Genomic DNA, 19,880 nt, shown 5'->3' with positions numbered 1-19,880 from the left:
ACCGCGCGGCGGGTCAGAACAGCTTGCCGGGGTTGAGCAGTCCGAGCGGGTCGAGCACCGCCTTGATACCGCGCTGCACCTCGACCCCGGTCTCGCCCAGTTCGCGCGCCAGCCAGTCGCGCTTGAGCAGGCCGACGCCGTGCTCGCCGGTGATGGTGCCGCCGAGTTCCAGCCCCAGCGCCATGATCGCGTCGAAGGCCTCGCGGGCGCGCCGGGTCTGGTCGGGGTCGTGCGGGTCGAAGCACACCACCGGGTGGGTGTTGCCGTCGCCGGCGTGCGCGCACACCCCGATGGTCAGGGCGTGCTTCCGCGCGACCTCCGCGACACCGTCGAGCATGTCGCCGAGGCGGCCGCGCGGCACGCAGACGTCGTCGATCATCGTGGAGGGCGCCAGCCGTTCCAGCGCCGGCAGCGCCAACCGGCGTGCCTGGAGCAGGAGTTCGGACTCCGCCTGGTCCTCGGCCGGCACCACGGCGGTGGCGCCGGCGGCGGTGCACAGCGCGCCGACGGCCGCGAGGTCGGCGGCCGGGTCCGGGGTGTCGAAGGCGGCGAGCAGCAGCGCCTCGGTCGACTCCGGAAGGCCCATGCGCGCCAGCGCGTTGACCGCGCGGACGCTGGTGCCGTCCATCAGCTCCAGCAGGGACGGCGTGTGGCCGCGCGCCATGATCGAGCAGACCGCGGCGCTCGCCGCGGCGGCGGACGGGAACTCCGCGACCATCGCGAGCTGCGGCGGCGGTGCGGGCCGCAGTCCGAGCACCGCCTTGACCACGATGCCGAGGGTGCCCTCGGAGCCGACGAACAGCCGCGTCAGGTCGTAGCCGGCGACGCCCTTGGCGGTGCGCCGCCCGGTGGTCAGCAGCCGCCCGTCGGCGAGCACGACCTCCAGGCCCAGCACGTACTCCGCGGTGACGCCGTACTTCACGCAGCACAGACCGCCGGCGCCGGTGCCGATGTTCCCGCCGATGGTGCACTCCTGCCAGCTGGAGGGGTCCGGCGGGAAGCACAGGCCGTGCTCGGCGGCGGCCCGGGACAGCGCGGCGTTGACGACGCCCGGTTCGACGACCGCGGTCCGCTCGACCGGGTCGATCTCCAGGATCCGGTCCATCGCGGCCAGCGACAGCACGACACAGCCGTCCACCGCGTTGGCCCCGCCGGACAGCCCGGTCCTGGCGCCCTGCGGCACGACGGGCACGCGCAGCGCGGTCGCCGTGCGCATCACGTGGCGCACCTGGTCGGCCGTGCGGGGCAGCACCACGACGGCCGGCACGCCGGCGTCGGAGAACGCCGCCTGGTCGCGGGCGTATGCGGCGGTGACGTCGGGGTCGGTGAGGACGGCCTCGGCCGGGACGCCCTCGCGCAGCCGGGCGATCAGTTCGCGCATGCCCTCAGCCTGTCACCGCCGACCGGCGCGTGGAAGGCCGTCCGGCCGGTGCCGGGCCACGACACCCGGCGCCCGGGAGTCCGGGCCGCCGGGTGTCGGTGCGGGGCGCTCGTCGAGGTGGCGGAGCTCGGCGGTCAGAGGTTGCCGCGGCGCTCCTGCTCGCGCTCGATCGCCTCGAACAGGGCCTTGAAGTTGCCCTTGCCGAAGCCCATGGAGCCGTGCCGCTCGATCATCTCGAAGAACACCGTCGGGCGGTCCTGGACCGGCTTGGTGAAGATCTGCAGCAGGTAGCCGTCCTCGTCGCGGTCGGCCAGGATCTTCAGCTCGCGCAGGGTGTCCACCGGCACGCGGGTGTCGCCCACCCACTCGCCGAGGGTGTCGTAGTACGAGTCCGGGGTGTCCAGGAACTCCACGCCCGCGGCCCGCATCGCGCGCACGGAGGCCACGATGTCGTTGGTGGCGAGCGCGATGTGCTGCACGCCGGGGCCGCCGTAGAACTCCAGGTACTCGTCGATCTGCGACTTCTTCTTGCCCACCGCAGGCTCGTTGAGCGGGAACTTCACCTTGAGCGTGCCGTCGGCGACGACCTTGGACATCAGCGCGGAGTACTCGGTGGCGATGTCGTCGCCCACGAACTCCTTCATGTTGGTGAAGCCCATGACCTGGTTGTAGAAGCGCACCCACTCGTCCATGCGGCCGAGTTCGACGTTGCCGACGCAGTGGTCGATGGCCTGGAAGAAGCGGTGCGCCGGCGGCTCGACCAGCGGGGCGACGGCCGCGAAGCCCGGCAGGTAGGGGCCGTCGTAGCCGGATCGGTCGACCAGCGTGTGCCGGGTCTGCCCGTAGGTGGCGATCGCGGCGAGCACGACCGTGCCGTTCTCGTCCTTGAGCTCGTACGGCTCCTGGAGGCCGGTCGCGCCGTGCTCGACGGCGTACGCGTAGGCGGCGCGGGCGTCCGGCACCTCGATCGCGAGGTCGACCACGCCGTCGCCGTGCGCGGCGACGTGCTCGGCGAGGAACCGGCCGTGGTCGGTCGACGGCCTGATGACGGAGGTGAAGACGAAGCGGGCGCCGCCCGACTCCAGGACGTAGGTGGCGGTCTCACGACTGCCGGTCTCCGGCCCGGAGTACGCGACGCGGCGCATCCCGAACGCGGTGGAGTAGTAGTGCGCCGCCTGCTTCGCGTTGCCCACCGCGAACACGACGGCGTCCATGCCCTTTACCGGGAATGCATCCTTCTCAGTCATGGGAAAAGCGTCTCCCGGGGGCTCAGAGTGCGCAATAGTTCACGATTGCGCTGGACAGCTTGTCCAGTCGGCGCCACGATCATCGGGACAATCTGTGCAGTATGACCACAGGAGGCGGCGGGATGGGGATCGACGCGCTGGACGGCAGGCTGATCACCCTGCTGGACCAGGAGCCGCGGGTGGGGGTCCTGGAGGCGTCACGGCGGCTCGGCGTGGCACGCGGCACGGTCCAGGCGCGGCTCGACCGGCTCCAGGCGACCGGGGTCGTCCGGGGCTTCGGGCCGCAGGTCGACCCGGCCGCGCTCGGCTACCCCGTGACCGCGTTCGCGACCCTGGAGATCCGCCAGGGCCAGGGCCCCGACGTGCGTGCCCATCTGGCCACCGTGCCCGAGGTGCTGGAGCTGCACACCACCACCGGCGAGGGCGACATGCTGTGCCGGCTGGTCGCGCGGTCCAACGCCGATCTGCAGCGGGTCATCGACCGGGTGGTCGGCTTCGCGGGCATCGTGCGGGCGTCCACCGCGATCGTCATGGAGAACCCGGTGCCGCTGCGGATCATCCCGCTGGTCGAGCAGGCCGCGCAGGACGGGTAGGCCGCGCGGGACGCGTGGACCGTCCGGTGGCACGGTCCCGGGCCGGCGGCGGTCCCGGGCTCCCGCGGTGTTCCCACTCCCCCGGGCCGCCGCCCGTCCACAATGCAAAGGCTTTTTGCAAAGAACCCTTGCAAAGACTCTTTGCATCTTCGTACGCTGAGTCCGTGCCCGACACCCCGAAGGCCCGACCGGCCGCCCACGACGACACCGACACCCCGGCCCTGGACCCGCGCTCGCTGCGCGGCCTGGCCCATCCGCTGCGGATGCAGCTGCTCGCGATGCTGCGCGAGGACGGCCCCGCGACCGCGTCGGGGCTCGCCGCCCGGCTCGGCGAGTCCAGCGGCGCCACCAGCTACCACCTGCGCCAACTCGCCTCGTACGGCTTCGTCGAGGACGACCCGGACCGCGGCACCGCCCGTGAGCGCTGGTGGAAGGCGGTGCACCGCGGCAGCCGCGTCGAGAGCTTCGAGGAGTTCGACCGGCACCCGGACCCCGAGGTCCGCGGCGCCCTCACGACGTTCCTGCACCACCACGCGGCGAGCCACGCCGAGCAGCTCAGCACCTGGCTCGGCACCATGCAGGACTGGCCGGAGGAGTGGCGCGGCGCCTGGGACATCAGCGACTTCACGGTCCGCCTGACCCCCGAACTGGCCCGCGAACTGGGCGAGAAGGTCCACGCGCTGATCACCGGCTACCGCGACCGGGTGCCCGAGCAGACCGAGGACAGCGCGCGCGTGCGGATCCACTTCCACGCGTTCCCGCGCCGCACCGACTGACCGGGCATCCGGCACGGCCGGGCGCCCGCACCGGACACCGCACACCACTCACAGGGGGATCACCATGCCGACACCCGGCACCGACCGGCGCCCGCTGGCGCTGCTGCTGACCGCGAACGTGGTCTCGATCGCCGGCAGCATGCTCACCGTCGTCGCCATACCGTGGTTCGTCCTGGACACCACCGGGAGCCCGGCGCGGGCGGGCCTGACCGCCTTCGCCGCGACGCTGCCGGTGGTGCTCGCCGCACTGCTCGGCGGCCCGCTCATCGACCGGCTGGGGCTGGCGGTCAGCAGCGTCGCCTCGGACGCCGTGTCCGCGGTCGCGGTCGCCGCCGTGCCGCTGCTGCACATGTCCGGCCACCTGTCGTACGGCGCGCTGCTGGCCCTGGTCGCCGTCGCGGGGCTGTTCCACGCGCCGGGCGAGACCGCCCGCGAGGTGCTGATGCCGCGGCTGGCGGAACGGGCCGGCACCACGATCGCGCGGGCGTCCAGCGCCTACGAGAGCGCCTCGCGCGGCGCCCGCATGCTCGGGGCGCCGCTGGCCGGCGTGCTCATCGCGGCGGTCGGCGCGGCGGACGTGCTGCTGGTCGACGCGGCCACGTACGCCTTCTCCGCACTGCTCATCGGGTTCGGAGTGCGGGAGGGGCGGCGGCCGGCGGACGAGGCGAAGGGCGCCGGCGGGCCCGTCACGCTCGCCGGGTACGGGGCGGAGCTGCGCGAGGGCTACGCGTTCCTGCTGCGGGCCCGGCTGCTGTTCGCGGTCGTGGCGATGGTGATGGTCACCAACGCGCTGGACCAGGCGTGGTCGTCGGTGCTGCTGCCGGTGGACGCCCGGCGGCACCTCGGCGGTTCGCTCAGCGTCGGCGTGATCTCCGGGACCTTCGCCGCGGCCGCGCTCGCCGGCTCGCTGCTGTACGGGGCGTTCGGCCAGCGGCTGTCCCCACGCGCCCTGTACATCGGGGCGTTCATCGTGTGCGGCTTCCCGCGGACCGCGGTCGGCGCGTTCGTGCCGGGCCTGACCCCGATGGTGGTCACCTGCGCCGTCTGCGGGCTGGCCGCCGGGGTGCTCAACCCGATCATCGGCACCGAGATGGTCCGGCTGGTCCCGGAGCGGCTGCGCAGCCGGGTGTTCGGCGCGGTGACGTCGGGCGTGCTGGTCGCGGTGCCGCTGGGCGGGCTGCTGGGCGGCTACGTCGTGCAGTACGCCGGGCTGCGGGCCGGCATGGCCGCGGTGAGCGCGGCCTACCTGCTGACCACGCTCAGCCCGCTGGTGCTGCCCGCGTTCCGCGCCTGGGAGACGGCTCCCGTGACCTCACCCGTGCCGGCGGAACCCGCGTCCGCCTCCGCGCCCGCGTCCCGCTAGCGGCCGCGCCCGGGCCCGCCGTCCCCGGCCGCGGGCCCGGGCGCGACCGCTGCCACTGCCGCGCTCGTGGTCCTGGTCCTGGTCCTGGGTCCTGCTCCTGGTGCGCGGCTCAGCACACCGGCGTCGGCTGCCCGGCGCGCAGCGCGGACAGGGCCGACAGCGCGCCGTCGAGCGTGGTGACGGGGACCAGCTTCAGTCCGGAGGGCAGCTCGGCCTTGGCGTCCGAGCACTCGTCCTTCGGCACCAGGAAGACGGTGGCGCCGTCGCGCCGGGCGGCCTGTTCCTTCAGCGGCACGCCGCCGACCGCGCCGACCTTCCCGGACCCGTCGATCGTGCCGGTGCCGGCGATGGTGCGGCCGCCGGTGAGGTCGCCGCCGTGCCCGTCGCCGTCGATCTTGTCGATGATGCCGAGGCTGAACAGCAGGCCCGCGCTGGGCCCGCCGACGTCGGCCAGCCGCAGCGTGACGTGGACCTGGGACGGCGACAGCCCGATGTGCTTGAGCGCCGCCGTGGTGGCGTCCGCCTGCGACTGCTCCATCTGCTGCTGGTTGGCCTTCTCGATCTCCTTGACCGAGCCGCCGCTGGGGTAGACCGAGTCCCGCGGCATCGCGGCCTGGCTCTTCTTGAACCAGGCCCGCCACACGTCGATGAAGTGCACGGACGCGTTGGGCGCGGTGGCCTGGATGGTCACCAGCCGCAGCTGCCCGGTGGTGGTGCGCACCGGCACGCCGGTGACCGTGATGACCTGCGTGCCGTTGTCCGCGCCCAGCACGTTCGCGGTCAGGCCCGGCTCGACGATGGAGATCGGCAGCGGTGCGAACGCGGCCACGGCGAACAGGGCGGCCAGGACCGCGGCGCACACGGAGAGCACCACGGAACGGCGGGAGAGGTTCGGCATGGGCCAGACCCTAGTTCACCCCGGGACCCGCACTCACCTCCAGGCCCCCGCCGGGGGCCCGCCAGGCCCGTTACCGCAGGGCGTCGGCGACCTCCAGCGCCGCCTCCACGACTCGGGCCCCGACCCGCTCGGGCACGGAGTCCGCGAGCATCACCACGCCGACGCTGCCCTCCACCCCGGGCACGCCCAGCAGCGGGGCGGCGGCGCCGCTGGCCCCCGCCTCCAGCTCGCCGGAGGTGATCACGTAGCGGAGCCGGCTGACGGCGCCGCCCGCGCCCAGCACGGGGTCGCCGGGGTCCCCCGCCGGGACCGGGTCGGCGAGGGCCCTGCCGTCGGCCACCGCGGCCTCCAGGATGCGCACCGCGGGCGTGCCCAGCTGCTCCTGCTCCCCCGCCGTGTCCTCGGGCGCCGGCCCGTCCTCGGCGAAGCGCTCCCAGCTGCCGCCGTCCGCGGTCGGCTGCATGCCGCGGCCGGCCAGGATCGCCCGGCCGGCCGCGCCGCGGTCCAGCGGGTGCCGGAAGCCGGTGCGGTAGGCGACGTGGTAGTCGGTCCAGGTGGGCTCGACGACGGCGACGGCCAGCGCCTCGGTGCCGTCGACCAGCGTGAGGTGGGCGGTGGCGCCGATGTCGTCGGCCAGGGAGCGCAGCGCGGGCAGCGCGGCCTCGCGCAGCAACGGGTGCACCTGGTGGGCCAGCCCCAGCACGCCGAGCCCGACCCGGGCCCGGCCGCCGAGGTCGCGGCGCACCAGCGAGTGCTGCTCCAGCGTCGCCAGCAGCCGGTAGACCACGGTGCGGTTGACGCCGAGTTTGGCGGCCAGTTCGGTCACGGTCAGGCCGTGATCGGTGTCGGCGAGCAACTTCAGGACCCGCAGGCCCCGGTCGAGCGTTTGAGACGTCTCCGCGGTCACGACGCCCCCTCCTCGTGAAATCGGCGGCGCATCTCACGGTGGAACGCCCTGCCGGTCCCGCGGCAGTGCGCGCGGAGAGGCCACCGGTTGGTGTCGGCAAACCGGCTGCGCTCCGCGGCTGCTCTGCCACGGCGCGTGCGTGACCGGCACCGTAGCGACCGAGTACCGCTCAGCGGAAGAGGTCGTCCACAATCCGGGCGCTGTTTGACCCGACTTTGAGGTTCGGCGGCGGAGCGTTCACGGCAATCCGGCCGACATCACCGCATACGGGTGGCCCACTCCCTGACCTTCTTGATGCGCTCGCCGAGCTGCCCCGCGGTGGCCTCCGCGCTCGGCGGTCCGCCGCACACCCGGCGCAGCTCGTTGTGGATCACGCCGTGCGGTTTGCCGCTCTGGTGGTTGTACGCGGCGACCAGGGTGTTGAGTTCCTTGCGCAGTTCCAGCAGCTGGCGGTGGGTGACCACCGGGCGCCGCTCGGCGGGCAGTTCGAGCAGATCCGCCTCGTCCGCCGGTTTCTTCCTGCTGTGGGCGATCTGCCGGGCCTGCCGCTTCTGCAGCAGTATCTGCACCTGGTCGGGTTCCAGCAGGCCGGGGATGCCGAGGTAGTCCTGCTCCTCCTCGCTGCCGGGGTGCGCCTGCATGCCGAACTCGGCGCCGTCGTACAGCACCCGGTCGAAGACCGCGTCGGACTCCAGCGCCTCGAACGGCAGCATGTCGTCCTCGGTCGCCTCGTCCTCGGCCCGCTCCGCGTCGGCGAGGAGCTGGTCCTCCTCGGCGAACACGTCGTCCTCGCCGTGCTTCTTCGGCTTGTCGAGCACGTGGTCGCGCTCGACCTCCATCTCGGAGGCGAACTCCAGCAGCATCGGGATGGTCGGCAGGAACACCGACGCGGTCTCACCGCGTCGCCGCGACCGCACGAACCGGCCGACGGCCTGCGCGAAGAACAGCGGCGTCGAGATCGTCGTGGCGTACACGCCGACGGCCAGCCGCGGCACGTCGACGCCCTCGGACACCATCCGGACCGCGACCATCCAGCGGTCCTCGCTCGCGCTGAACTCCTCGATGCGCTTGGACGCCCCCGCGTCGTCGGAGAGCACCACCGTGGCCTTGTGGCCGGTGAGTTCCCTGATCTGCTTGGCATAGGCGCGGGCCGAGTCCTGGTCGGTGGCGATCACCAGGCCGCCGGCGTCCGGGATGCCCTTGCGGACCTCGGTGAGCCGCTGGTCCGCGGCCTTGAGCACGTTGGGGATCCACTCCCCCGTCGGCGCCAGCGCGGTGCGCCACGCCTGGCCGATGGCGTCCCGGGTCATCGGCTCGCCCAGCCGTGCCGACAGCTCGTCGCCGGCCTTCGTGCGCCAGCGCATGGTGCCGCTGTAGCTGAGGAAGATCACCGGGCGGACCACGCCGTCGTTCAGCGCGTTGCCGTATCCGTACGTGTAGTCGGCGGAGGAGCGGCGGATGCCGTCGTTGCCCTCCTCGTACGTCACGAACGGGATCGGGTTGGTGTCCGAGCGGAACGGCGTGCCGGTCAGCGCCAGGCGGCGGGTGGCCGGCTCGAACGCCTCCAGGCACGCCTCGCCCCAGGACTTGCTGTCGCCGGCGTGGTGGATCTCGTCGAGGATCACCAGGGTCTTGCGCTGCTCGCACCGGTTGCGGTGCAGCATCGGCCGCACGCCGACGCCCGCGTACGTCACGGCGACGCCGTGGAACTCCCGGCCCACCGGGCCCGCGCTGTAGTCCGGGTCGAGCCGGATCCCTATCCGCGCGGCGGCGTCCGCCCACTGCGTCTTGAGGTGCTCGGTCGGCGCGACGACGGTGATCTGCTGCACCAGGTGGTTGTGCAGCAGGTACGAGGCGAGGGTCAGCGCGAAGGTCGTCTTGCCGGCGCCGGGGGTGGCCACCGCCAGGAAGTCCCGTGGTTGCTGGGCCACATACGCGTCGATGGCGCCCTGCTGCCAGGCCCGCAGCTTGTTGGCCGTGCCCCAGGGGGCGCGGCCGGGGAAGGCCGGGGAGAGGTGGTGGGACGGATGCGACGGGTGCGAGGCGGCGGTAGTCACGGTCTCCACGGGGGTCGGTCACTTCGGCGGGCGCGGGCCCACCCGTACGAAAACCGCCTCAGCCTACCGGCCGCCGGGCGGCGTCCGCGGAACGACGCCGCCTGCCGCGGCCCGTGCGAGCGACATCACATCCGGGCCCTGGCGGGGCGGCCGCGGGCCCCGGGCCGGACCCGGACAGCACATCGGCCAGCACATCGGCCAGGAGATCGGCCAGGAGATCGGCCAGGAGATCGGTCGGGCCCCGGCAGGACCCGACAGACCCGCCGGACCCCGGCAGGACCCGTTCAGGACTCCGGTCAGGGCGCGGGCCGCAGGCGGCGCGCGACGCCCGCGCCCAGCAGTGCCAGCACCGCCGAGGGCACGAACACGGCCGCGAAGGCCGCCGGGTGGTGCGCCGTGGCGGCCGCCGTCACCGTCTCCGTGGCCGGGGCGAGGGAGCCGCCGCCGAGCGCGGAGAAGACGGTGCCGGCCGCGGCCACCAGCAGGACGTTGGAGAGCGAGTCGCTGACCTGGAGGGCCGCCGAGTTGGCGCCCGCGTCGCTGGGCGGCGAGACCTTCAGCAGCAGCACGCTCAGCGAGGAGATCACCAGGCCCATGCCGAGGCCGCCCACGCACCACGCCACCGCGACGATCACGGTGGGCACCGCGTGGTCCAGCGCCAGCGGCACGGCCGCGATCGCCACGGCCGACATCACCATGCCGGCCTGCACCAGCCGGTCCCGCACCGGCTCCAGGCGCGGCCGCGCCTGCACGTACGAGCCCAGCGCCCAGGTGAGGCCCCCGCCCGCCAGCGAGAGCCCGGCCAGGGTGGCCGACATCCCGCGCTCGGTGACGAGCATCAGGGGGATGAAGCTCTCCGCGGCCAGGAACGTGCCGGCCGCGATGCCGCGCATCAGCACGACCGTGGGCAGGCCGCGCACCGCGCGGAAGGTGCCGGCGGGCAGCAGCCGCACCGCGGCGGGCACCAGCAGCCCCGCGCCGGCCACCGCGGGCACGACGGACAGCGGCCGCAGGTCCTGCCCGGCGTACTGCAGCAGCACCGCGCCGGCCGCGAGGGCCACCGCGAGCCAGATGCGGCGGCCGTCCATCGGCGGGCGCGCGCCGCCGGCCGGCTCGTGGGCGGTGCGCCGCAGCGCGGGCAGCATCACCACCAGCGGCAGCAGCACCAGGACCGGGATCGCCAGGAACACCCAGCGCCAGCCGAGCTGCTCGGTGACCGTGCCGGACACCAGCGGGCCCACGATCGACGGCACGACCCATGACGCGGCGAACGCGGCCATCACCGACGGCCGCAGCCGCTCGGGATAGGCGCGGCCCACCACCACGTACAGGGCCACGATCACCAGCCCGCCGCCGAGCCCCTGCACGGCCCGCCCCAGGACGAACACGCCCATGGTGTGCGCGGTGCCGCTGACGATCAGACCGGCCGCGAACCCGGCGATGCCTGCGGTCAGCGGCGGCAGCGGGCCGCCGCGGTCGCACCACTGGCCGCTGACCACCATCGCCAGCAGCGAGGTCGTGAAGTACCCGGAGAATGCGAACGCGTACAGGCCCAGCCCGTGCAGGTCCCGCGCCGCGATGGGCATCGCCGTGCCGACGGCGGTCGCCTCGAAGGCGATCATCAGCACCACCGAGACGATGCCGAGGGTCAGCGCACGGTACGTCCGGCCCATGACGCCGGATGCGCCGTCGTCGAGGGGGCCGACGGGGCCGCCGGAGCCGAGGGGATCGCCGGAATCGCCGCCGGCACCCTCGACGCCACGTATCCGCTGGTCACCCAGCTGCCTCTGCTTGGCCCGTGCAACAGTCACCCGCCCAGGGTAAGGGGCGAACGCGATGTTCACCCCTGCCCGGCGACCGGTCCGCGTACGACTTTGGTCCTGGTCCCCGCGACCCCGATCGTGAACGCCGTATGTCAGTCCCGTGGCACCGCTCGCGCACCCGTTGACCCCACCCGCAGCCGCCCGCCATCGTTGAAGCACGCACCACGCACCACGCACCACGCGCACGGCCGTGTGCCCGAGTGGCTGAGGGGCTCGCCTGCAACGCGAGTTACACCGGTTCGAATCCGGTCACGGCCTCCACGATCCCGGTACGGGACGAGCGGCGGGTAGGCGCGCACGCGCCCGCCGCGCCTCGCCCGGCGCGGCCGGCGCCGCGTCACGGCGCGCTGCGCGGATGCCCTGTTCGAGTGGTGGGGCCGGCGACACGGGCGGGACGCCTGCACCGCTCAGCGGCCGGCGCATACCGTGACGCTGCGGACCGCAGGGTTCGCGGCCCACTCGGGAAGGCAGATCATGAGCGCGGACGCCAATCTCGCCACCGTCACGTCGGTCTACGAGGCGTTCGGACGCGGCGACGTGCAGGCCATCCTGGACGCTCTGAGCGACGACGTGAACTGGGCGACGGAGGCGGCGTCCACTGTCGTGCCCTGGTACGGCATGCGCTCGGGCAAGTCCGAGGTGAGGGCCTTCTTCGAGGATTTCGGCTCGACCATGGAGGTCGAGGAGTTCACTCCTGTGGCGTTCGCAGCGACCGGGACCGACGTGATGACCGTGGTGCGGCTGAAGGCCCGCCACCGGGTCGGCGGCCGGAGCGTTGCCATGCAGATGCACCACTGGTTCAGCTTCCGGGACGGACTCATCGCCCACCACCGCGCGACCGAGGACACGGCCCAGGTCGAGCCGCTCTTCCGTACCTGAACCGCCGGGGAGGGCCGGGGCGGCTGCATCCCTGCTCCCGTTGTGCATGATCCTGGTTACGGGGTCGTGACCGTATGGCGCAGAACGGTTGAGCGCGGCCGGTCGGGCTGGAATGCTCGTCCGTCGGACGGGGGCGTCCACCGGAAGGGGGCGGGCAATGGGAGACGTGGCACTGGAACGCGCCGTCGTGGTGATCACGGGCGTGATGGCGTCGGGCAAGTCGACGGTCGCCCAGTTGCTGGCGGAGCGGTTGCCGCGCGCGGTGCACGTGCGCGGCGACGTGTTCCGCCGGATGCTGGTGTCCGGACGGCACGACCTGGCGCCGCAGCACGACGAGGAGGCCGTGGAGCAACTGCGGCTGCGCTACCGCGTGTCGGCGTCCACCGCCGATCTGTACGCGGCGGCCGGCTGGACCGCGGTCGTGCAGGACGTGGTGCTCGGCGAGCACCTGGAGCCGTACCTGGCGGCGATCACCACCCGGCCGCTGTACCTGGTGGTGCTGGCGCCGTCGCAGGGGGCGGTCACCGAGCGCGAGGCGGGCCGGGCCAAGTCCGGGTACGGCTCGTGGACCGTCGGCGGCCTGGACAACATCCTGCGCCGGACCACGCCGCGGCTGGGCCTGTGGCTCGACAGCACCGGCCAGACCCCCGAGGAGACGGTCGACGCCATCCTCGACCGGCTCGTCGAGGCGCTCGTCAAGGGCTGAGCCGGTGCCGCGGCCGCCGGCCGTGGTCAGCTCGCGTCCGGCTGCCACTCGTCGTGCAGCAGCCCGAGCACCACCTCGTCCATCTCGCGCCCGTAGACCCAGGCGCGGCGGCGCATCAGGCCCTCCCGCTGGAAGCCGGCCCGCTCGGCCGCCGCGAGCATCGCGGCGTTGTCGGACAGCGTCTCGATCTGCAGCCGCCGCAGCCCGCGCACCGTGAAGCCGTACGTGCACAGGGCGCGCACGACGTCGCCCCCCAGCCCGCGGCCGCGGAACGACGGGCGGAGCCCCAGGCCCAGGTGGGCCGACCTGTGGTGCAGGTCGATGCTCCACAGCACCGCCATCCCGGCGAGCTCGTCCGAGGCCAACTCGACGACGGAGAAGGCCGCGAACCCGTCCGACGGTTCGCTCGTGTATCCGGCCTGCTCGGGCGTGGACGCGGGCCGCCACGGACGGCCGTCCGCACGGCTGTACCCGAGGACGTCGTTGTACATCTCCTCAAGGAGAACCGGCAGATCGCTCTCCTGCCGGGCCCGAAGCCCGACCTTCGCTCCTCGTATCATCAGGCCTTCCTAGCGGATTGGCCCACGCACGCGCACCTCAATTGGGCCAGCGGCGGGGAGGGTTCGCACCATAGGTTCAGGGCATGACGAACGCACCAGAGATTGCTTTCAGCTCGGCTCCGAAGCAGGCGGGCGCCAGGTGAGCGCCGGCGGCGGTGGCGTCGTGCGGCTGCGCGAGCTGCACCACGGGCGGGCACCCGGCGACCCGCTGGTCCTGCCCGGGCCCTGGGACGCGGCCAGCGCGCGGGTGTTCGCCGACGCCGGGTTCGAGGCGCTGGCCACGCCGAGCGCCGGCGTGGCCGCGGCGCTCGGATACGCGGACGGTGAAGGGACGCCGCCCGGGGAGATGTTCGCGGCGATCGCCCGCATCACGCGTGCGGTGGACGTGCCGGTGACGGCGGACGTCGAGGCCGGATACGGGCTGCCCGCCGCGGAGTTGGTGGAGCGGCTGCTGGAGGCGGGGGCCGTCGGGTGCAACCTGGAGGACTCGGACCCGGCGAGCCGGCGGCTCAAGGAGCCGCGGGAGCAGGCGGATCGGCTCGCGGAGGTGCGGGCGGCGGCGGGTGACGCGCTGTTCGTCAACGCGCGGATCGACACGTATCTGCGGGGCAGCGGCGACAGGACGACGGCGGCGGCGGTGGAACGCGGCGGGCTGTACGCCGCGGCCGGGGTGGACTGCGTGTACCCGATCATGGCGCCGCCGTCCCAACTGGGAACGCTCGCCGCGGAGATCGGCCTCCCCGTGAACGCCCTCTGCAAGGCGGGCGGCCCCGCGCCCGCGGAGCTCGGCGTCTTCGGCGCGACCCGCGTCACCTTCGGCGGCGGCCTCCACGCCCAATCCATGTCCACCCTCGCGGAATTCGCCTCCGCCATGCGCTGACCCGCCACCACCCCGCACGACCCCCGCCCCGGCAGGGGCGCGGGGAACGGCGCGACCAGCCACAGCGAACACGCACAACACCACCGCCCCGAAGGGGCAGTTCCGGCCACCGGCTGGTGGCCGGGACGGGAACCCTCAGCGGGAGGCGTTACGCGGGGGGTTTGACGACGGCGGCCTGGGGGCGGATGGGGAGGCGGGTGACGGGGCGGCCCGTCGCGGCCCGGACCGCCGCGGCCACGGCCGCGGGGGACGTCACGACGGGCACCGCCGAGACGGCCTTCGCCCCGAACGGCGCGACCACGTCGCGTTCCTCCACCAGCTTCACGATGCGGACGTCGGGCGCGTCGAGCGCCGTCGGCAGCGGGTAGCCCGTCAGGCTCGGGCGCTTGACGATGCCGCGCGGAGCCCTGAGGTCCTCCATGAGCGCCATGCCCACGCCCTGCGTCACCCCGGCCTCGATGCGCGCGGCGAGCTGCCGAGGGTTGAGGATCCGGCCCACGTCCTGCGCGACGGCCAGCTCCACCACCCGCACCGACCCGAGCTCGATGTCGACGTCGACCACCGCCCGCACCGCGCAGAACGTGAGGCCGACGAACGCGTCGCCCTGCCCGTTCTCGTCGAGCCGGTCCGTGGGGTGCGGCCGGCACTGCGCCGTCGCCCACAGCTCCTTGCCGTCGAGCGTCTCGGCGACCGTCGTCGACAGCACACCGTCGTACGAGGTGATCTTGCCGTCGGCGATGCTGAGCAGCTCCACGGACATGCCGAACTTCGCGGCCAGCGGCTGCAGCAGCTGCGTGCGGACCATCTTCGCGGCCCGCTCCACCGCCCCGCCGGACACCCACGTGTGGCGGCCGCGGGCGGCCGGGCCCGCGGGCGGCTGGTCGGTGTCGGACGGCAGCACCCGCACGTCCTCGACGCCGAGCACCTCCTGGACGATCTGCCGCGCGAGCGTCGTGAAGCCCTGGCCGGTGTCGACGGCCGCACAGATGACGGTGGCCTGGCCGTCGTGGACCCGGACGGTCGCCGTGGACACCTCGTCGGTGCCCTCGGCGCCCAGCACGTGCACCATGCCGAGCGCGTAGCCCACACCTCGCCGCACCGCGCCCGGTTCGCCCGCGCCGGACAGCCCGCCGGGCAGCAGCCACTGGGACTCGTCGTCGCCGTCGGGCAGCGGCGGCAGGTCGGCGTCGCGGACGGCCTTGAGGAGTTCGCCGACGGGCGCCGGGCAGGTCACGGTCTGCCCGGTGGGCAGCAGGTCGCCGGTCGCCAGCACGTTGCGCATCCGCACCTCGGCCGGTTCCAGGCCGAGTTTGGCGGCGAGCTTGTCCATCTGGCCCTCGTAGGCCGCGCACACCTGCATCGCGCCCTCGCCGCGGACGTGCCCGGACGGCGGGTTGTTGGTGCGCACCGCCCAGCCCTCGACGAACACGTGCGGCACCACGTACGGGCCGGCCGCGAAGGACACCGCGGCGGCCAGCGCGTCGGAGGACGCGTCCGCGTACGCCCCGGCGTCCAGCAGGATCTGCGCCTCGACCTTCACCAACCGCCCCTCGGCGTCGGCGTGGTGGCGGTAGCGCAGCAGGGTGGGGTGGCGGTGGGCGTGGCCGAGGAAGGACTCCTCGCGGGTGGCCACGAACTTCACCGGGCAGCCGGTCCTCAGCGCGAGCAGGCCGAGCGGGAGCTGGACGCCGGAGTCCTCGCGGTCGCCCATCGCGCCGGGCACGCCGGTGACGACGACCTTGACCCGGTCGGCCTCCAGGCCGAAGCAGGCCGCGGCGAGGTCGCGGTCGGCGTGCGGATCGGTCGACGCGACGTACAGCTCGACGCCGCCGTCCGGGCGCGGCACCGCGAGGCCCGCCTCGGCACCGATCGGCGCGGGGTCCTGGCGGCCGACGCGGTACAGGCCCTCGACGACGATCTCGCCGGTCGCGTCGGGGTCGCCGAAGCGCAGCGGGATGTGCCGGATCAGGTTGCCGTCGGGGTGCAGCGGCTCCGCGGCGAACGCCTTCTCCGGGTCGGTGACCGGCTCCAGCACCTCGTACTCGACGAGGATGGCCGCGGCGGCCAGCCGGGCGGTGTCGGGGTGGTCGGCGGCGACCGCGGCGATCGGCTCGCCGTGGTGCCGGACCATGTCGGAGGCGAAGACCGGGCGGTCGGCGACGCGCCGCCCGTGCATGGCGTCGCCCGGCACGTCCTCGTGCGTGACGACGGCCCGCACGCCGGGCATCGCGGCCGCGTCCGTGGTGTCGATGCGGGTGATCCGCGCGTGCGGGTGCGGGGAGCGCAGCACCGCGGCCCACAGCAGGCCCTCGGCCCACAGGTCGGCGGCGTACGGGTAGGTGCCCTGCGCCTTGGCGAGGGCGTCGACCGAGGGCACGGACGTCCCGATGCCGTGCGGGGCGGAGCCCGCGGCAAGGGTGTCGGTGGCGGCGTCGGTCCCGTCGATGATGCTCATCGTCCGTCTCCCGCGGGCGAGTCCATGGTCGGGCCGGTTCCGCGGCCGGGCCCGGGCGGCCGCACTCCGGCGGTCATCGCGCGCCCTCCGGTCCCGCGGGGCCGCCCTGGTGGGGGACGCGGGCCGCGCCGTCGGCGTCGGTCGCGGCCGGGTCGTCGTCGGCCGCCCGGTCGGAGACGACCTGGCGGACCGCGTCGAGCACGCCGCGGTACCCCGAGCAGCGGCAGAGGTTGCCGGACAGCGCCTGCCGCACGTCGAGGTCGGTGGGGCGGTGGTTGCCCTCGAGCAGGTCGTGGACGGTCATCGCCATGCCGGGGATGCAGAAGCCGCACTGCACGGCCCCGCACTCGGCGAGCGCCTGCTGGACGTCGGACGGGCGGCCCTCGACGGCCAGGCCCTCGACGGTGCGCACCTCGCTGCCGGCCGCGGTGGCGGCGGGCACCAGGCAGGACGCGACCAGGCGGCCGTCGACCTGCACCGAGCAGGCCCCGCACTCGCCCTGCTCGCAGCCGTCCTTGGCGCCGGCCAGCCCGAGCCGCTCGCGCAGCACGTAGAGCAGGGATTCGCCGAGCCAGGCGTCGGTGACCGGGCGTTCGGTGCCGTTGACGCGCAACGTGTAGGAGGCCAGCGGGTGTTCGCTGCGGGTCTCCTCCACCGGCTCGGGCTCGGGGTCCGGTTCGGGTGCCGCCTCGGCGTCCTCGCCGAGGAGCAGGTCGTCGGCCGGGCCCGTCCCGAGGGCCGACGGGTCGGTGCCGTCCGCGTCCTCGGCCGCCGGGTCTCCGTCGGCCGGGCCGGCGTCGTCCGCACCGCCGTCGTGGCCGGCGTGGTCGGTGTGGCCGGCCTGATCCAGACGGTCGCCCTGGCCGTCGTGGTGAAGCTCGCCGATGTGACCGTCATGGTCACCGTGGTCTGCCTGCAGGGGAATGCCGGCGTGGTCGAGCGTGTGGACGACAGCGTCGGACGGGCCGGTGCCGGCGGGGTACTCGGCGTTCTCGGGGTTCCCGGAGTTCCCGGGGTTCCCGGAGTTCCCGGAGTTCCCGGAGTTCCCGGAGTTCTCCGGGCCGTCCGCCGCTTCGGCGTCGTGGCCGGCGGGCGCGTCACCGGGCCGCGGCTCGGCCTCGGGCAGCGGCTGCTTCGCCACCCGGCGGGGTCCCGCGGGCTCCCCCGCGCCGAACCCGTCGACGGCGGCGAAACCGTCCGCCCCGAAACCGTCGGCGCCGAAGCCCTCCGTGGCGAAGCCGTCCCCGACGAGGCCGTCCACGCCGAAGCCGCCCGCGCCGAACCGGTCCGTGACGGAACTGCCGGACGGCGCAACGGACATGGCGGAGGCGTCGGAGGTGCCCGGTGTGCCGGACGTGCCGGATGCAGGGGAAGCGCCGGTCTCGGGACCGGCGTAGTCGTGCCCGCCGTCGGCTGCGCCGCGGCCCGCATGGCCCACGTCGCCGACATGGCCGACATGGCCGACACGGTCAACATGGTCAACACGGTCGCCGAGGCTGGCACGGTCGCCGAGGCCGTGGACCGTCCCGCGTCCGCCGCTGCCGCCGTCCGGGCCGTACCCGGGCGCGTGCGCGCCGCCGGGCGCGGCCGCGGTGCCGTCGTCGCCGGCGAGCCCGCCGGTGCCGTAACCGCCCGTGCCGTAGCCGTCCGTGGCGTGCGGGTCCGTGCCGTAGCCCGCGCCGGGCGCGTACGCGGACCGGGCGGTGTGCGGTTCCGCACCCGGGTGGTCCTCGCGCGGGTGCCCGTAGGAGGCGCCGTCGGCGGCCCGTTCGGCGTCCCCGGCGGGGGCCGCCCAGGCCGCGTCGGCGGCCGGGGCGTGCGCGGGCTGCCAGGGCGCCGCCTCGCCGCCCTGCGGGCCGCTGTAGGGCATGCTCCAGTGGTCGCTCTGAGCACTCTGACCGCCGTGCCCGGCCTGGCCGGTCTCGTGCGCGCCGGGCGCGGGCTGGTGCGCCTGCGGGTCGTGCGGGGCGTGACCCGGCCGGCCGTGCAGGTCCTGCGTCCGTGGGTGCTGCTCGGCCGAGGCCCGGGCCGCCTGCGCGGCGGCCGCGCCCTGCCCGAACATGCCGGCGGGGAACGACTGGGTGGTGGGCGCGGCGGGTGACGGTGCCTGGTCCCAGGACGAGGCGAACGCGCCGACCGAGTAGTCGCCGGAGTCCGCCTCCGGCTCGTCCCTGATGACCGGGATCGTCCACGTCGTCGCCGGGTCGCCGGCGGCGGGACCGGGTCCCGCCGGGCCGTGCGCGCTCAGCGGGTCCTCGCCGGGCCGCGGCTCGGGCGGCAGTTGGGCGGCGAAGGAGACGTGCATGGTCTGGTCGGGGTCGTAGTCCCCGCCGCCGGGCACGGGCTGCCAGGACCCGGAGTTGCCGTGGCCCGCGTCGTCGTGGCCTCCGTGGCCGGAACCTCCGTGCCCGGGGTTGCCAGAGTGCTGCTGGTCGGTCATGCCAGGGCCCTCCCGAGCGCTCGACGGGACAGTGCCGCCACGGTACGCCGCAGCTGCAGCGCGGCGGGCGGCAGTTCGACCCCGGGCTGGTCGGGGATGCAGGCGGCGGCGACGTACTCGCCGAAGGCGGTGCACGCCTCGTCGGCCAGGGTGCGGTCGCCGTCCCAGTCGATGAGCCCCGCGACCCACTGCTCGGCCTCCAGCGGCCGCAGCGGCACGGGCGCGACCGCGCCGACCGAGCAGCGCACCTGGCGCCTGGCCGGGTCGACGACGAGGGCGACGGACGCGATGGCGCGGCCGGGTCCGGTGCGGCCGGTGGCCTTGAGGAAGGTCTGCGGCGCGTGCAGCAGCGGGATGCGGACGAAGGCGAGCAGTTCGCCGGGCCGCATCGGGTCCATGCCCGTGAGCAGGTGGCTGATGGGCAGTTCGCGGTCGCCGTCGGGGCCCGCGAGGATCACGCTGGCCTCCAGCGCGGCGAGCACCGGCAGGGCGTCGCCGGTGGGCGCGGCGGAGGCGATGTTGCCGCCGAGCGTGCCGGCGTTGCGGATCTGCGGCGGTCCGGCCGAGCGCGCGGCGGTGGCCAGCGCGGGGATGAGCGCCGCGAAGTCGGGGCGGCCCATGCGGGCGTGGGTGAGGCCGGCGCCGAGCAGGGCTGCCCCGTCGGCGTACTGCCAGCCGCGGATCTCGCTGATGCGGCCGAGGCCGACGAGCGCGGCGGGCCGCAGCAGGCCGGCGTTGACCGCCGCCATCAGGTCGGTTCCGCCGGCGACGGGCACGGCACTGGGCATGGCGGCGAGCGCCGCCACCGCCTCGTCGAGCGAGGACGGCAGCGTGACGTTCTCCGCTGCCTGCCGTGCATACGTGCTCACGCAGCTGCCCCTTCCCGGCCTTCCTCCGTCGCGCGGTAGCCGTACC

At 74.6% G+C, this 19,880-nt stretch carries 16 protein-coding genes and 1 tRNA gene; 7 read left to right on the top strand and 10 right to left on the bottom strand.

The genetic code is table 11. The features are described 5' to 3' along the window. Positions 1-13: 13 nt before the first annotated feature. Positions 14-1,381 (bottom strand): FAD-binding oxidoreductase, encoded by a 1,368-nt coding sequence (locus BMW99_RS09045; protein ID WP_069463849.1) that lies wholly within the window; start codon positions 1,379-1,381, stop codon positions 14-16. Positions 1,382-1,515: 134 nt separating this feature from the next. Further along, on the bottom strand, positions 1,516-2,628 hold the full coding sequence (gene hppD / locus BMW99_RS09040) for a 4-hydroxyphenylpyruvate dioxygenase (RefSeq protein WP_069463850.1): 1,113 nt from the start codon (positions 2,626-2,628) through the stop codon (positions 1,516-1,518). Between the two features lie 122 nt (positions 2,629-2,750). On the opposite strand from hppD, the gene BMW99_RS09035 reads away from it, so the two are divergent. From BMW99_RS09035 to BMW99_RS09025, 3 genes are all read left to right on the top strand, one after another. After that, positions 2,751-3,221 (top strand): Lrp/AsnC family transcriptional regulator, encoded by a 471-nt coding sequence (locus tag BMW99_RS09035; RefSeq protein ID WP_069463851.1) that lies wholly within the window; start codon positions 2,751-2,753, stop codon positions 3,219-3,221. 164 nt (positions 3,222-3,385) lie between these two features. Further along, positions 3,386-3,997 carry a winged helix-turn-helix domain-containing protein gene (locus BMW99_RS09030; protein WP_069463852.1) on the top strand — a complete coding sequence of 204 codons (612 nt, stop codon included), beginning with the start codon at positions 3,386-3,388 and terminating at the stop codon, positions 3,995-3,997. Positions 3,998-4,061: 64 nt separating this feature from the next. Next, on the top strand, positions 4,062-5,360 hold the full coding sequence (locus BMW99_RS09025) for an MFS transporter (RefSeq protein ID WP_069463853.1): 1,299 nt from the start codon (positions 4,062-4,064) through the stop codon (positions 5,358-5,360). Positions 5,361-5,469: 109 nt separating this feature from the next. On the opposite strand, the gene BMW99_RS09020 is transcribed toward BMW99_RS09025, so the two are convergent. From BMW99_RS09020 to BMW99_RS09000, 4 genes are all read right to left on the bottom strand, one after another. Then, complete coding sequence (locus BMW99_RS09020; protein ID WP_069463854.1) at positions 5,470-6,258, bottom strand: S16 family serine protease; 789 nt, start codon at positions 6,256-6,258, stop codon at positions 5,470-5,472. A 70-nt stretch (positions 6,259-6,328) separates the two neighbouring features. Beyond that, positions 6,329-7,165 (bottom strand): IclR family transcriptional regulator, encoded by an 837-nt coding sequence (locus BMW99_RS42005; protein WP_245791313.1) that lies wholly within the window; start codon positions 7,163-7,165, stop codon positions 6,329-6,331. Between the two features lie 257 nt (positions 7,166-7,422). Beyond that, the gene (locus tag BMW99_RS09005; protein ID WP_407640277.1) at positions 7,423-9,231 is read right to left on the bottom strand and encodes a DEAD/DEAH box helicase; all 1,809 of its coding nucleotides are present in this window, start codon (positions 9,229-9,231) and stop codon (positions 7,423-7,425) included. Positions 9,232-9,518: 287 nt separating this feature from the next. Beyond that, positions 9,519-11,033: an MFS transporter gene (locus BMW99_RS09000; RefSeq protein WP_245791312.1), complete on the bottom strand. Its 1,515-nt coding sequence runs from the start codon at positions 11,031-11,033 to the stop codon at positions 9,519-9,521. Between the two features lie 198 nt (positions 11,034-11,231). On the opposite strand from BMW99_RS09000, the gene BMW99_RS08995 reads away from it, so the two are divergent. From BMW99_RS08995 to BMW99_RS08985, 3 genes are all read left to right on the top strand, one after another. Next, a tRNA-Cys gene (locus BMW99_RS08995) sits at positions 11,232-11,306 on the top strand. A gap of 213 nt (positions 11,307-11,519) precedes the next feature. Further along, entirely contained in the window at positions 11,520-11,924 is a 405-nt protein-coding gene (locus tag BMW99_RS08990) for a nuclear transport factor 2 family protein (protein WP_069466016.1), read from the top strand. Between the two features lie 157 nt (positions 11,925-12,081). After that, positions 12,082-12,630, top strand: coding sequence for an AAA family ATPase (locus BMW99_RS08985; protein WP_069466015.1), 549 nt, complete (start codon positions 12,082-12,084; stop codon positions 12,628-12,630). A 26-nt stretch (positions 12,631-12,656) separates the two neighbouring features. Here the strand turns inward: BMW99_RS08985 and BMW99_RS08980 are convergent, their stop codons facing one another. Beyond that, positions 12,657-13,190 (bottom strand): GNAT family N-acetyltransferase, encoded by a 534-nt coding sequence (locus BMW99_RS08980; protein ID WP_069466014.1) that lies wholly within the window; start codon positions 13,188-13,190, stop codon positions 12,657-12,659. A gap of 139 nt (positions 13,191-13,329) precedes the next feature. Here BMW99_RS08980 and BMW99_RS08975 point away from each other — a divergent pair, with 139 nt between their 5' ends. Continuing rightward, complete coding sequence (locus BMW99_RS08975) at positions 13,330-14,070, top strand: isocitrate lyase/PEP mutase family protein (RefSeq protein WP_075016580.1); 741 nt, start codon at positions 13,330-13,332, stop codon at positions 14,068-14,070. 148 nt (positions 14,071-14,218) lie between these two features. Here BMW99_RS08975 and BMW99_RS08970 read toward each other — a convergent pair whose 3' ends face one another. The 3 genes from BMW99_RS08970 to BMW99_RS08960 all read right to left on the bottom strand — a co-directional run bounded on the left by BMW99_RS08970 (position 14,219) and on the right by BMW99_RS08960 (position 19,834). Further along, a complete protein-coding gene (locus BMW99_RS08970) occupies positions 14,219-16,525 on the bottom strand; it encodes a xanthine dehydrogenase family protein molybdopterin-binding subunit (RefSeq protein WP_075016579.1) in 2,307 nt (768 codons plus the stop codon). 73 nt (positions 16,526-16,598) lie between these two features. Next, complete coding sequence (locus tag BMW99_RS42000; RefSeq protein ID WP_075016578.1) at positions 16,599-18,965, bottom strand: (2Fe-2S)-binding protein; 2,367 nt, start codon at positions 18,963-18,965, stop codon at positions 16,599-16,601. Further along, entirely contained in the window at positions 18,962-19,834 is an 873-nt protein-coding gene (locus BMW99_RS08960) for an FAD binding domain-containing protein (RefSeq protein WP_069464050.1), read from the bottom strand. Before BMW99_RS08960 ends, BMW99_RS42000 begins: the two co-directional genes overlap by 4 nt. Positions 19,835-19,880: the final 46 nt, after the last annotated feature.

Source organism: Actinacidiphila rubida (genome assembly GCF_900110255.1).
Classification (GTDB): Bacteria; Actinomycetota; Actinomycetes; order Streptomycetales; family Streptomycetaceae; genus Actinacidiphila; species Actinacidiphila rubida.
Note: the sequence above shows the minus strand (reverse complement) of the source record. Positions and strands in the feature narration are given on the sequence as shown.

Coding starts and splice junctions, on each gene's coding strand:
- BMW99_RS09045 (WP_069463849.1), bottom strand. CDS start 1,381: ATGCGCGAACTGATCGCCCGGCTGCGCGAGGGCGTCCCGGCCGAGGCC.
- hppD (WP_069463850.1), bottom strand. CDS start 2,628: ATGACTGAGAAGGATGCATTCCCGGTAAAGGGCATGGACGCCGTCGTG.
- BMW99_RS09035 (WP_069463851.1), top strand. CDS start 2,751: ATGGGGATCGACGCGCTGGACGGCAGGCTGATCACCCTGCTGGACCAG.
- BMW99_RS09025 (WP_069463853.1), top strand. CDS start 4,062: ATGCCGACACCCGGCACCGACCGGCGCCCGCTGGCGCTGCTGCTGACC.
- BMW99_RS09020 (WP_069463854.1), bottom strand. CDS start 6,258: ATGCCGAACCTCTCCCGCCGTTCCGTGGTGCTCTCCGTGTGCGCCGCG.
- BMW99_RS08990 (WP_069466016.1), top strand. CDS start 11,520: ATGAGCGCGGACGCCAATCTCGCCACCGTCACGTCGGTCTACGAGGCG.
- BMW99_RS08985 (WP_069466015.1), top strand. CDS start 12,082: ATGGGAGACGTGGCACTGGAACGCGCCGTCGTGGTGATCACGGGCGTG.
- BMW99_RS08980 (WP_069466014.1), bottom strand. CDS start 13,190: ATGATACGAGGAGCGAAGGTCGGGCTTCGGGCCCGGCAGGAGAGCGAT.
- BMW99_RS08970 (WP_075016579.1), bottom strand. CDS start 16,525: ATGAGCATCATCGACGGGACCGACGCCGCCACCGACACCCTTGCCGCG.
- BMW99_RS42000 (WP_075016578.1), bottom strand. CDS start 18,965: ATGACCGACCAGCAGCACTCTGGCAACCCCGGGCACGGAGGTTCCGGC.